The sequence below is a fragment of the Bifidobacterium sp. M0399 genome, from assembly GCF_016100595.1.
Taxonomy (GTDB): Bacteria; Actinomycetota; Actinomycetes; order Actinomycetales; family Bifidobacteriaceae; genus Bombiscardovia; species Bombiscardovia polysaccharolytica.
The window spans coordinates 159,123-172,114 of sequence record NZ_JACFSD010000001.1 but is presented as its reverse complement, the minus strand read 5'-3'; the positions used below and the strand labels follow the sequence as shown (position 1 = coordinate 172,114).

Genomic DNA, 12,992 nt, shown 5'->3' with positions numbered 1-12,992 from the left:
CCTCTTGGGACACGACGGCCATTGTAACCGGTGGCGAGGATGGTGCTTACGCGCTCAGCTGGCACGGCCGGTGACCGGAACCACCATGGGCCCTAACTCCGGTAGGGTTTCACCCTGGACCGCCGCCTTGGCATCCATCTGGGCAGCGATTTCCTTGGCCCGTTCCAGCAGGGTGGGGACGATCTGATCCTCAGGCACTGTCTGAACCACCTTGCCCTTGATGATGATCTGGCCCTTGCCGTTGCCCGAAGCCACCCCAAGGTCAGCCTCCCTGGCTTCACCTGGGCCGTTGACGATGCAACCCATGACGGCCACCCGGATGGGGGCGGTGATGTCCTTGAGGCCCTCGGTCACTTCCTTGGCCAGCTCGATCACATCCACCTGGGCCCTGCCGCAGGAGGGGCAGGAGATGATGTCGAAGTGGCGCTGGCGCAGCCCCAGATATTCCAGAATCTTGCAGCCCACCTTGACCTCTTCCACAGGCGGTGCGGACAGGGATACCCGGATGGTGTCGCCGATGCCCTCAGCCAGGAGCGCGCCGAAGGCCAGGCAGGATTTGATGGTCCCCTGCCAGGCTGGTCCGGCCTCGGTCACGCCCAGGTGCAGGGGCCAGTCGCCCTTGGATGCCAGAAGCCTGTAGGTCTGGACTGTGGTGACGGGATCGTGGTGCTTGACGGAGATCTTGAAGTCGTGGAAGCCCACGTCCTCGAACATGTGGGCCTCTTTCAAGGCCGAGGCCACCAGGGCCTCAGGGGTGGGGCCGCCGTAGCGGGCGTAGATGTCCTTGTCCAGGCTGCCGGCGTTGACTCCGATGCGCAGGGAGATGCCCGCATCCGTAGCAGCCTTGCAGATATCTGGACCGACCTGGTCGAACTTGCGGATGTTGCCCGGATTGACCCTGACGGCTGCGCAGCCCGCATCGATGGCCTGGAAAACGTACTTGCTCTGGAAGTGGATGTCGGCGATGACCGGGATGGGCGACTTCTTCGCAATGATGGGAAGCGCGTCGGCATCATCCTGGCTGGGCACGGCCACTCGTACGATATCGCAGCCGGCGGCGGCCAACTCGGCGATCTGCTGCAAGGTCGCATTGATATCAGCGGTGACCGTGTTGGTCATGGACTGCACCGAAATGGGGGCACCCCCGCCGACCGGCACAGGCCCCACCATGATCCGACGGGAACGGCGACGAGGATGCAGCGGAGTCTGACTGATGGCCTGCTCGCCTGTCTTGCGGAACCCTTGGGAGAATGTTGACTGTTCGGTCTTGAGAATGCTACTCACGCTGTCATGTCTATCAAAGCATCGGCCCTTTGGCGTGCCTCATGCTCGACTTGCTCCATTACCTCCACGGATGTGAATGTTCCCGGAAGATGCGTTTCCATGGCGTCCATGACTGAACGGATGGTTTTGACGATGTCCAGGTAAGGCAGCTGGTGATTCAGGAAGGCCCGGACCGCCTGCTCGTTGGCGGCATTGAAGACCGCAGTCATGGGCTCGCAGCTTCCCAGAGCCCGCCTGGCCAGGTTTACCGCCGGGAAGGCCTCGTCATCCAGCGGCTCGAAAGTCCAAGTGCTGGCCTTGGACCAGTCACAAGCCGCAGCCACATTGTCAAGACGGGCGGGCGCCGACAGGCCCAAGGCAATGGGCAGACGCATGTCAGGAGGCGAAGCCTGGCTTATGGTGGCCCCGTCCTGGAACTGGACCATGGAGTGGACCACGGACTGGGGGTGGACCACCACGGTGATCCGCTCGGGCTCGATGCGGAAGAGCCTGCTGGCCTCGATGACCTCCAGGCCCTTGTTGACCATGGTGGAGGAGTTGATGGTGACCACCGGACCCATGGACCAGGTCGGATGGTTCAAGGCCTGTTCAGGTGTGACCTCACGCATGGCTTGACGGCTCCAACCCCGGAAGGGACCTCCTGAGGCAGTGACCACCAGACGGGCCACCTCTCCATGCTGCCCCGAACGTAGGGATTGCCAGATGGCCGAATGCTCGGAGTCGACCGGGTTGATCTGACCCGGCCGTATCTCGGCGTCAAAGAGCAGATGTCCTCCGGCCACCACGGACTCCTTGTTGGCCAGAGCCAGTTGGGATCCGGCCTGCAGGGCCGCAATGGATGGACGCAGACCGACAGATCCAGTGATGCCGTTGAGGACCAGATCACTGCCGGAACCGGCCAGAGTCTGAACCGCCTCCATGCCTGCCCCCACCTGGATACCGGTCAATCCAATGGCTTCGAGAGCCTGCTGCAGAGCCGGAACCTGGGCCTTGTCGGCCAGAGCCAGACGAGTCACGCCAAAATCGCGGGCCTGGCGGGCCAGAAGCTCGACATGCGCGCCGCCAGCAGCCAATCCAGTCACCTGGAACCGATCCCTATGACGACTGATTAGATCCAGAGCCTGCGTGCCGATGGATCCTGTGGATCCTAGGATGACCAGACTCCGACGCTCTTGATCATCTTCCCTGGGCGACCAGTCCGCCAAGGTGCGTTCACGACCGGCCAACGAATCGGCCCGCCTACCTTCACTCATCACTGCAAGATGACTCATCGACCGCCTTTATCCTGCTCTCCCTCGTCACCGAAGGCGGGGAAAGAAATATCGGGGATGTCCAGATCCATCTTGGGCAGATCCTGGTTGAGCAGGGAGGCCAGATAAGAATCCGGATCTTGGTCCTGTTTATTCCCACGCGTATTTTGCGAATACCGGGGCTTGGCCCAGTCGGGCGTATCCGTGCTGCTTCCGGCTGTTTCTGCCCAGGGACGTTCACGGGTCTCAGGCGCTGCTGGTGCCGGTTCCTCATAGCTGCCCAAGGGTCCGCCAGCGCCCAGATGGCCATCGACGAATGGCGAAGAGATAACCGAGGCGGCACCTGGTGTAGACGAAGCGACAGCGTCAGCACCTGCCGAGGCAGACGCTGGCGATTCTGGCCTTGCGGAGGGGTCGAACGCAGTCCCAGCCGAGGTGGAGGGGGCGGAAGCGACAGGTGCCGATTCGGTCTGGTGGAATACCGTCGGCTCTGGAGTCTGCAGTGCTGGAGAAGAGGAAGAAGGTGCCGCAGAGCTGAATGGCACTGATTGTACAGCCGACGCAGGTGCCGCAGGAGTGGTACGGGCTGGTGCAGATGCCGGGTCTGTAGCCGCTGGCGGCACCGAAGCGGGCATGACCGATTCCTGTTGACCGGAGACTGCGGGATTGGCAGGGGCAATAGCAGATCCACCTCTGAATCCGGACGATGAGGCCGACCTCGCAGAAGAAGAGGCAGGAGCTGCTGCCGCCGCTGCCGAAGATGGTGTATCAACACCCGTTGCACCGACAGCTGTGGCGCCAGCACCTACAGCTGCCCCAGCGCCTTCCTGGGCAAGCCGCTGGTTGACCGCCGAAGCCAGAGCACTCAGAGAACTGTTGGGCTGCGCCGTCGGCGTCGTAGGTGTCGTCTTCGTGCTGGCGGCCGGAGCCTCGAAGATGGCCCGCTCTGCCTGGTGCAGTTGAGCGAAATCATCCTGACTGCTCTGGTCACCCGCAAGAGCGGAGGCACTGGAAGTGCTCCATGCCGGTGCCTGGCTCTGTCCGATCAGCGGCTGAACGCCGGAAGATGAAAAGTCCTGGACCGGAAGCCGCGGCTGCGCAGGAACAGCAGCGGGCGCCGTCGAACTCTCGCTGGCTCTCTTTGCCTTTTCGCTAACCCGCGCAAAGGACTCAAGCTGCTCCAGGAGCTCAACTGCCTTGGCCAGGAAGAAGTCCACCTGACGCTCGTCATAACCCTTGGACCCTCGCCGCTGAGTGAAGATGACATTGGAGACGCGGTCAGCCGTGATGTCGGTGTTCTTCGACTTGCCCGAGTCCGTCTTCCGACCCTCCTGCAGATTGAGCTGGTCAGAAGTCTTGTTGAGAACCTGCTCGATCAGCCGCTCCACCTGCTTGCAGTCGTATGAGGGCATACCAGCATCCCCGCGCTTGAAGACGCTGCCCGAGGGTCTGCCGGCATGAGCGGTCAGCTCTGATTGCAGACTGACCATTCTGGTCGTCCAACCATCCACGCCCACCCGGGCTATCTCCAGACTGGTCTGCCTGTCGGAAATCACCCTCTCCAGTCGGGAGAGGGCAGCATCTACCTGGGTGATGATATAGCCGTTCTTGCACAGGTCAAAGGAGGCATTGGCTATCTCCTCCTGGGTCAAATCAGGGTCCTGGCTCTCATAAAGTGAGTGCGCCCGCTCCAGGAAGGCATCCACCTGCTTGGTGTCATATCCCCACTTGCGCTTGCCCGAGCGCGCGATGGTCGCCTCGGTTCCACGGGCATCAGGCTTAGCTGACATCAGGCATCGACCTCCTGACCTTTCTTGTCAACGATCGTCGTGCATCGATTCTACGTGAGCGTTAAGACTCGACTTCGGGCACGCCCCCTAATGACCCCTGTGGTCCCGCCCGGACTCGAACCGGGGACATCCACCGTGTAAAGGTGGCGCTCTAACCAACTGAGCCACGGGACCAGCACACCACCTTACCAGAATACACGGTGACAAGGCCGCACGGTGCGGCTATAATCCACTAGGAATTCGCGGCCATTGTCCGCAAACAAGAGCAACACACCATACGACAGGGGGTTCGGATTGTCACAGACAGTCGATACAGGCAGTGGCAGGAAGACCAATCGCACCCTGGTGACGGTGGCGGTCTTCATTGCCACCTTTATGACGGCTATCGAGGGGACCATCGTCTCCACCGCCATGCCCACCATCATCGGGGACCTGCACGGGCTGTCCATCATGAACTGGGTCTACTCCATCTATCTGCTCATGACGGCGGTTACCACGCCCATCTACGGCAAGCTTTCAGACCGCTTCGGCCGCAAGCCACTGCTGACCATCGGCCTGCTGGTCTTCGTGATCGGGTCCACCCTGTGTGCCCTGTCCCAGTCCATGCCCCAGCTGATCGGCGCCCGTTTTCTGCAGGGCCTGGGGGCAGGTGCCATCCAGCCGTTAACCTACACGGTTCTGGCCGACATCTATCCACTGGACAAGCGGGCGGGCATGATCGGCCTGAACGGCTCGGCTTGGGGCATCGCCTCCATCATCGCCCCTCTGCTGGGAGGCTTCATCGTCCAGCAGATAAGCTGGCACTGGGTCTTCGCCATCAATGTGCCCATCGGACTGCTGGTCATCATCATGATTCAGCTCTTCCTGAGCGAGCATATCCAGGCGCGTGAAACCCGCGTCGACTACATGGGCATCGGGCTGCTCAGCATCTGCCTGATCTGCCTCATGCTCTGCCTGCAGAGCTTGGGTTCGGCGGGTGATGCGCGCATCACCCTGATCCTGGCTGTGGCCACCGTGGTCACCTTTGCCCTGCTTCTTCATGTGGAGGGCCGCCAGGAGGATCCCATCCTGCCTCTGCGACTCTTCCGCATCAGGACCTTCGTCATCCAGAACATCTGTATGCTCCTGGTGGCCGGATTCCTCATGGGCTTCGACACCTACATGCCCATCTGGATGCAATCCGTGCTGGGGATGAACCCCTCCCTGGGCGGCTTTGTGGTCACTCCATCCTCCATTCTCTGGCTCCTGGGCGCCTACCTGGCTGGACCGCTGACCATGCACCATCCGCCGCACCGGGCCACCAACATCGGCCTGGCCTTCATCCTGACGGCCTGCATCTGCTATATAGCCGTTCCCCAGGCCACCGCCTACTGGGTCTTTCTGGTCATCTCGGCCGTGGTCGGCTTCGGCTTCGGCCTGACCATCACCACCTCAACCATCACCGCCCAGAGCGTGGTGCCCGCAGGCGACGTGGGCGCCTCGACCAGCTTCAACACCCTGGCCCGTTCCCTGGGACAAACCCTGATGGTCTCCATCTTCGGCATCGTCATGAACACGGTCATCGCCCGCGAGGTGCCTCAGTATAAGGGACTGACTGAGGACATGATGAATAGCATGATCAACCCGGCTACCGCAGGGAGCATCCCCTCCCGCCTGCTCGGCCCAGCCCGCACCATCGTCTTCGACGGCCTGCATTGGATCTTCCTAGTGGGCCTGGTCATTCTGCTTATGGCTCTGGTGGCCAACCTCTGCGACATACGCTCGCGCACCCTGCTGGCCGAATATCAGAACAAGGCCACGACGGTGGCTCCTGCCATTGCTGAGAAGGGCAAGCAGTAAAGTCCATTGGCCTTCCGGATTCCTTCGGGAATTCCTAATGAATGACAACGAGGTGGTGGGCATCGGTCGATCCCGTTGCCCACCACCTCGTTCATTGGCGTTTATGCGATTTGCCTAGCCGCCGCAAGTGCCGGTACAGCCGGAAGTCTTACTTGCCCTTGCCGAAAGCCCGCAGCTGAGTAGCGTTCCAATCCTTGCTGACGGTGGTGGGCATCAGGGCATTCATACCCGCGGTCTTGGCCGCATTGGAGACGACCCCTGGCGCCGATGCCCCTGGTCTGCCTGGTTTCGGGGTCAGCACCCAGAAAGGCGCGCCCTTATTGACCATGGCCGAGGCATCCATGATGGTGTCCGCCAAATCGTCCTCGGCATCGCCGTCCCGCCACCAGATGATGACCCCATCCACGGCCGCGTCATAGTCCTCGTCCACCAGCTCTTCGCCGGTCAGATCCTCGATCCTGGTCCGGATCCCGTCGTCGACATCATCGTCCCACATCCATTCCTGAACGATATCGCCGGGATGGAAACCGAACTCTTCCGCTGTATAGGTTGTAGTCTCAGCCACGGCTTCAGCATAACAAGACTGCCGGAATTCACCAATTGGACCGGCCTTGTCTTATTTGCCCTTGGTGGCTGTGCAGTGGGGCAACCCCTCCCCCTGGCCATGGCCGATGGCCACCAGGGCCTTGTAGGCCTCGTCCAAGGTGGACACCCGCACATCGCGCAGCCCCTGTGGCACATGGCCTGCTACTTGTGAGCAGTTGGCCGCAGGTGCCAAGAACCAGGTGGCGCCATCCCGCTTGGCGCCCAGCATCTTCAGTTGGATTCCGCCGATGGCACCGACCCGTCCCTTTTGGTCGATGGTGCCGGTTCCGGCGATGGTCAGACCGCCGGTTTCCTGCTCAGGGGTGATCTTGTCGATGGCCCCCAGAGTGTACATGAGCCCGGCAGAAGGACCGCCGATGTCGGCCACCCTCATGCTGAACTGAAGGCCTGAGACGTCATATCCTCGGGCCTTGAGGAAGGCCAGGGCCTGGGCCGAGGCGGCCTTCTGGGAACCGTGCATGTCGCCCTGCTCCTGGCGCTTGTACTCCTCAACGCTCTGCCCGGGAGGCACCACGGCCTCCTGGGGAAGCACCGTGGCGTGGGGGTCGGCCCAGCCTACCAAGGCATCGAGATTGGAGGCCGGATAGCCGGGGATTCCGCGGGCATTGACCGTGGTCATCAGCAAACGGCCCTTGTCATGGTGGACCTGGCCGCCTTTCACCTTGATGACCGGTGAGCCTTTTGAACTTCCCAGCACATCCTGGGTAGGGCCCGGTGTCTCGATGGTATAAGGCGAGGGGAGGAAAAGCACCAAGAGGGCCAAAATGATCAAAAGACCGCCGACCAGCATTTTCCGGGTGGGTCCGCCAAGCGTCCCGATTCGCCTTTCGGGTGCGCCTGTGGCGCAGTGATCCGATTTCCCGTGCGGAAGTGTCATAGCTCCAATATTATGGTTGATGAAGACGATAATCCCGGCAGGCGCCAACCTTGATGGCGGACGACCTGCCTTGGCGAGGACTGGAAACAAAGCAATGGACGAGAATGCAATCCACCAATGGCTCATCGAGTGCTTCGGCCCGGTGCAGGGCGAGCTGGCCTGGAGTCAGTTCTCTCAACTGCCTGAGTCCATCCGCTCCCAGATGGCGGCCCAGGGAGCCGATCAGCTGCCCAAACCCGCCGAGGTCCAGGCCCTGATCCAAGCCTTTACTGCCGGAGGGCTGAATACCCCGGCCGACATGCAGGCCCAGGCCGACCAGGGGCCCATCAACGTTGCACTGGCCAAGAACATCGCCTTGGGGCGCACCCGGGCCGGCCAGTCTGATACCACTGTCACAGCCGAGGACAGCGACCGGGTGGCCCGAGTCATGAGCGAAGCCAACCTTTGGCTAGACACCGTCTGTGCCTTTGACCCCGCCCCAGGCCAAACCGAAGCCCTGACCCGTGCCGGATGGATCGAGGGCAGCATAGACGCCTGGGTTCAGTTCGCCTCGCCAGTGGCCCAGGCGGTCAGTGAGGCCTTGACCTCCGTCATAAGCCAACGCTTCCATGGCTTCGACCAAGGCGAGATTTCAGGAATGTTCGCTGGACCTGTGCCTATCCCCCTTCCCGACAACCTCAAGGATCCGACTACGCTGATGAGGCTGCTGGGGAACACCTCATTCGCCATGCAGCTGGGGCAGGCCGCTGGCGAGCTGGCCAAGGAGGTCCGCGGAGGATTCGACCAGGGCATCCCGCTACTGAAGAACCCTGCTGGAGCCCTCATACCGCAGAACATCAAAGTCTACGCCAAATCCCTGGAGCTGGATCTGGACGAGGTCACCCGCTACATGGCCCTCAAGGAAGCCGCCCATGCCCGGCTCTACGCCGCCGTCCCCTGGCTGATGCCACGCTTCGAGGCCCTGATTGGCAAGTATGCCCGTGGAGTCTCCATCGACTTGGACGCTGTGGAGGACCAGCTGCGCGATGCTGAGCAAATCAACCCCGAATCCATCGCTGGCGCCATCAATCTCAGCAATGTCGGCATCGAGGACACCCCTGAGCAGAAAGAGGCCCTGCACAGCCTGGGCGACCTGCTGGCACTAGTCGACGGCTGGGTAGATTGCGTGGTCTGGAACGCCGGTATGGCCCACCTGCCCCATTTGGAACAGCTGCGGGAGATGACCCGACGCGAGCGCGCCGTGGGCGGACCGGCCGAACAGACCTTCGAGTCCCTGCTGGGCCTGCATCTTCACCCCAAGCAGCTACGTGAGGCCGCCGACCTCTGGGAACGCATCACCGCCGAGGAGGGAGTCCAGGGCCGTGACAGCCACTGGTCCCATCCTGATCTACTGCCCTCCCTGCCTGTCAAGGATGAAGGCGGCCAAGGTCGGACTTCGATCTCTGCAGACGGGCAATCCGAGCAGAAAACCGCCACTTCCGCCACCTCGGTGGACTGGGATGCCGAGCTGGACAAGCTATTGAATGCCGAGGAGAAAGATTCCTCTGCCGATTCGGCCGCTTCCGCCAACTCCGAAGCTGGTTCCGACATTTCAAATAATCAGGAACCTTCGGACCATGAGGCCCCGGGCAACCAAAAGAGTGCCGGCAAGGATTCCAAGGACACCGACAACGGCAATACCGACCAGGATGACCCAGACAGAGGCGATTCAGACAGCAACCAGGCCTGAGTTCCGGGGGCCGAATCGGTAGCGCTCAGCGGTGAATGAACCGGCTTGGGGCGCGTCGGACGAAGGCGCTGCCGTCCTTGTGCTCCGCGTAGGAAAGGTGGAGAGTGTCCTCGGCCCGGGTCACCCCTACATACATGAGGCGACGCTCCTCCTCCAGGGCATCCCCTTCCGGCGGTGAGCCAAAGGGAATCAGCCCCTCGGCACAACCCACGATGAAGACATGGGCAAACTCCAATCCTTTGGCGGCATGAATGGTGGAGACCGTGACCCTCCCCTGGCCCATGCCACCCTCCAGCTGCTCCAGCACCTCCTGCTTGCTCAGATCGACCGACTGGTTCTGCCAGCCTGACTCCGTGCGCACCCGGTAGCCGATTCCACGTTCGTGCAGGGCGCGGCAGATCAGGGTCTGCTGGGCGTTGATCCGCGTCAGGATTGCAAACTGGCCGGGCCGGGCCCCCTTCCGAATCATTGAAGATATACGAGATGCGACGGCTCCAGCCTCATCACCATCGTCCTCATAACGGGTCATCACGACCCGGCTGCCCTCCTGACGGGCTGAGGTCAGCTTCAGATAGTCGCCACGCACCGGGGAGCGCGCCAGAATGCCGTTGGCGTAATGGACAACCCTTCCCGTGGACCGATAGTCGGTGGACAAGTCCAGGTCAGCCTTAATGCTCGGGAATTCCTGGGGGAAGTTCAGCAGGTAATAGGAGGTGGCCCCCGCGAATGAGTAGATGGTCTGGGCCGGGTCCCCCACCACGCACAGGTTCTGCCTGCCGTTGAGCCAGAGTTTGAGCAGCCGGTGCTGCAGGGGCGAGACATCCTGGTACTCGTCCACGGTCAGCCAGCCGATTAGGTTTCGAATATCTGCAGCAGCCTGGCCATCATCTTCCAAAATGTGGCAAACCAGCAGGAGAATATCGTTGAAGTCCATCTGGTTGTGGGCGGCCTTGGAGCTCTCGAAGACCGTGTATAAGTCGGCCATCCGATCAGCCTCCAGACCGGCCGGCGGCAGACGGTGACTGGCCGAGCAGACCCGAACATAGTCCTGGGGAGCGATCAGCCCCACCTTGGCCCAGTTGATCTCCGCAGTCAGGTCCCTGACCTGGCCCGGGTCGGCCTCCTGCCCGCAGACTCGCTGGTAGGCGGAGGACACCAGGGGACCCACATCTTCAATCAGATCGGGAGGGTAGGTCTCACTGACCTGGGGCCAGACGCGCCTGAGCTGGTGCAGGGCCGCCGAATGGAAGGTCGCCGCCTGCAGGGAGGACGACACGCCAAGCTTGGTCAAACGATCACGCATCTCGGCCGCGGCACGGACCGAAAAAGTCACTGCCAAGGTTCTGGATGGCTCCCAGCTACCGCTGGCGCAGGCATAGGCAATCCGCCGGGTTATGGTTCTGGTCTTGCCAGCCCCGGCCCCTGCTACGATCCGCACAGGCCCGTCAAGCACGGTAGCCGCCTGCCGCTGGGCGGAATCCAGACCCTCCAGCAGTCGTTCCTCATCCTCATGCATACCCCCATTGTGTCAAAGGCCAATACCGGAACCAGCGGCGACGTGCCCATGTGGTCAAGTGGACAACCGCGTCCACAACAGTCCTTTGTATTATCCTTGAGAGTGTGAGTGAACGAACGAAGCTGACCCTGGCCGCCCTGGCGTCGGCCGCCATGCCCGAGGTGCCCATGACCGGCGCGCGGGACTGCGACCAGCTCAGCAGCCTGGACCGTGCACAGGGCGTGGATTGTGCCGTGGTCCAAGACGCGACCGGCAACGTTTACGACGTCTGGGCCACCAGTTCGGAGGCCGGCAAACACCGGCTGGCCGCTCGCGTCAAGGCGGCTCAGGCCCTGGCCGATGCCAAGGAGATGGCAGCCATGGGCTTCCGGGTCGAACGCATCCTGGCCTACCAGCCCGGCGAAAGGGTCGACAGTCCGACCGGCACCACAGCTGTTGCCGTTATGACCCACTGTCCAGGCCGAATCCGTCCCCTCCACCTGCTGACCATGAACGAATGCACCGCCGCAGGCACAGCCATCGGCGCCATCCATCGGGTGCGCCCTGATTTTCTGAAAACCCACGGCTATCCGGCCTTTTCCACTGCCCAGATCGCAGCCCAACTGCGCGGATGGATCAAACGGCTGCGCATGGACGGTCACGTGCCCAAGGAAATCACTGATTCATGGGCTTCCATTGTGGCGACCGACGGACTCTGGTCCTTTGAAACCTGCACCGTGCACGGAGGCTTCTCCGACGGCGATCTGCTCTATTCAGGCTCCGGACTCAGCGGGGTCTACGGCTGGCAGGACATGCAGGTCAACGATCCAGCTCGTGATCTGGCCTGGATCTTCGCCAAGCTGGACGGGTCCCGTCGCAACGCCGTCATTGCAGCCTACGGCAGGATGATGGGGGCCCGGCTGGATGACCTGATCATGCTCCGAGCCAATCTTTGGCTGCAAATGGAGCAGGTGGGAGAGTTCATCACCGCTCTCGATCATGCAGACAACGAACGGATCATCCAATTCAAGGCCCAAGTTGAGCGCCTGGCTCAGCAGCTTGGCGATCATGAGCAGGACCAGCGCGCCCGCCGCCAGCAGCAGACGCCAAGTCCGTCACCCGCTGGCGCACCCTCCACCATCACTGTTGGCACTCTGTTGGGCGACGATAAGGCTGAAGACCCCTCTGCAACCAAGCCACAGGAGAATCCGACGCCAGAGCCGGCCTCCGCCTCGACAGAAACGTCGGATGAAAGCTCGGCCACCATCGCCATCAACAGGGTGGAAATGGCTGACCTGGCTCTGGCCCAGACCGTCATGGACCACTCCGATGCCAGGAATAAGCCCATCAAGCAGGCCCGGAGCACAGACCTTGGCACCGACGCCCAACCCGAGCCACCAGCTGTTGCTTCCCTCCCCCAGGAAGAGGAATCAGGCCTGAGCGATCACTTCCGCGGCATCGGCAATCCGGTCACCAACGACGAGGATACAAATGGCGAAGCGAAACCGCAAGCTGCAATGAGCGTTCCGTCCGCAGACCCGTCCGGGAACAATCAGCCTTCGAATGCCACTGAAGCGGGAGAGGACGCTTCCCAACCGCATGATGCATCGTCAGCTCAAACCCTTCCAAGCAATCAGGCCGAGACCATCGTCATTCCCAAAAAGCCCCTGCCCGAACAGATTCCCACGCTCACTGCAGAGGGACAGACATCGGCATCGCCGCCGGAGACCGGCTCTGCCCGGGAAGAGCATCACGGGGACGCTTAGAGCGTAATCACCCGGGTCAGCGAATAATGAGACCGGAAGATCCGTGGACCGGCAGGTCTGGGCGACGGAGAAAAACCTTGGAGGTAGCAATGGATATCGAATTTGGCATCAAGAATGTGGCCCGCACGGTCAACTTCAGCACCAAGGCCAAGGCGGACGAGGTGGCGGCCCACATCGCCCGGGCCCTGAATGAGGGCGGACCCATCGATCTGGTGGACGACAAAGGTCGGCACATCATCGTCCCCAAGGAGTCCTTGGGCTATGCAGTGGTCGGTTCCGACACCACCCATCCTGTGGGCTTCGGCGTCCTGGGAGGCTCCTCCGACTGAGGCTGTGTTCGCCTGACGAGGGCGACC

10 protein-coding genes and 1 tRNA gene are annotated in these 12,992 nt (G+C 61.9%); 4 read left to right on the top strand and 7 right to left on the bottom strand.

The window, feature by feature from the left end:
• Positions 1–54 precede the first annotated feature (54 nt).
• From ispG to H3V09_RS00500, 4 genes are all read right to left on the bottom strand, one after another.
• Positions 55–1,284 (bottom strand): flavodoxin-dependent (E)-4-hydroxy-3-methylbut-2-enyl-diphosphate synthase, encoded by a 1,230-nt coding sequence (gene ispG / locus H3V09_RS00515; RefSeq protein WP_198190582.1) that lies wholly within the window; start codon positions 1,282–1,284, stop codon positions 55–57.
• A complete protein-coding gene (gene dxr, locus H3V09_RS00510) occupies positions 1,281–2,555 on the bottom strand; it encodes a 1-deoxy-D-xylulose-5-phosphate reductoisomerase (RefSeq protein ID WP_232339318.1) in 1,275 nt (424 codons plus the stop codon). Before dxr ends, ispG begins: the two co-directional genes overlap by 4 nt.
• The gene (locus H3V09_RS00505) at positions 2,552–4,324 is read right to left on the bottom strand and encodes a DivIVA domain-containing protein (RefSeq protein WP_198190581.1); all 1,773 of its coding nucleotides are present in this window, start codon (positions 4,322–4,324) and stop codon (positions 2,552–2,554) included. The genes dxr and H3V09_RS00505 overlap by 4 nt, the downstream gene beginning before the upstream one ends.
• A gap of 100 nt (positions 4,325–4,424) precedes the next feature.
• Positions 4,425–4,498: transfer RNA gene (locus H3V09_RS00500), tRNA-Val, on the bottom strand.
• A gap of 75 nt (positions 4,499–4,573) precedes the next feature.
• Here H3V09_RS00500 and H3V09_RS00495 point away from each other — a divergent pair.
• A complete protein-coding gene (locus H3V09_RS00495) occupies positions 4,574–6,163 on the top strand; it encodes an MDR family MFS transporter (RefSeq protein ID WP_232339317.1) in 1,590 nt (529 codons plus the stop codon).
• Between the two features lie 148 nt (positions 6,164–6,311).
• Here the strand turns inward: H3V09_RS00495 and H3V09_RS00490 are convergent, their stop codons facing one another.
• Both H3V09_RS00490 and H3V09_RS00485 read right to left on the bottom strand, forming a co-directional pair.
• The gene (locus tag H3V09_RS00490; RefSeq protein WP_024627263.1) at positions 6,312–6,728 is read right to left on the bottom strand and encodes a DUF3052 domain-containing protein; all 417 of its coding nucleotides are present in this window, start codon (positions 6,726–6,728) and stop codon (positions 6,312–6,314) included.
• A 51-nt stretch (positions 6,729–6,779) separates the two neighbouring features.
• A complete protein-coding gene (locus H3V09_RS00485) occupies positions 6,780–7,646 on the bottom strand; it encodes a S16 family serine protease (RefSeq protein ID WP_198190580.1) in 867 nt (288 codons plus the stop codon).
• Between the two features lie 94 nt (positions 7,647–7,740).
• On the opposite strand from H3V09_RS00485, the gene H3V09_RS00480 reads away from it, so the two are divergent.
• Positions 7,741–9,375 carry a zinc-dependent metalloprotease gene (locus H3V09_RS00480; RefSeq protein ID WP_198190579.1) on the top strand — a complete coding sequence of 545 codons (1,635 nt, stop codon included), beginning with the start codon at positions 7,741–7,743 and terminating at the stop codon, positions 9,373–9,375.
• A gap of 25 nt (positions 9,376–9,400) precedes the next feature.
• Here H3V09_RS00480 and H3V09_RS00475 read toward each other — a convergent pair whose 3' ends face one another.
• Entirely contained in the window at positions 9,401–10,891 is a 1,491-nt protein-coding gene (locus H3V09_RS00475; protein WP_198190578.1) for an ATP-dependent helicase, read from the bottom strand.
• A 104-nt stretch (positions 10,892–10,995) separates the two neighbouring features.
• Between H3V09_RS00475 and H3V09_RS00470 the strand changes: the two genes are divergently transcribed.
• Both H3V09_RS00470 and H3V09_RS00465 read left to right on the top strand, forming a co-directional pair.
• Entirely contained in the window at positions 10,996–12,636 is a 1,641-nt protein-coding gene (locus H3V09_RS00470) for a phosphotransferase (protein ID WP_198190577.1), read from the top strand.
• A gap of 89 nt (positions 12,637–12,725) precedes the next feature.
• Positions 12,726–12,965 (top strand): DUF3107 domain-containing protein, encoded by a 240-nt coding sequence (locus H3V09_RS00465; protein ID WP_198190576.1) that lies wholly within the window; start codon positions 12,726–12,728, stop codon positions 12,963–12,965.
• Positions 12,966–12,992: the final 27 nt, after the last annotated feature.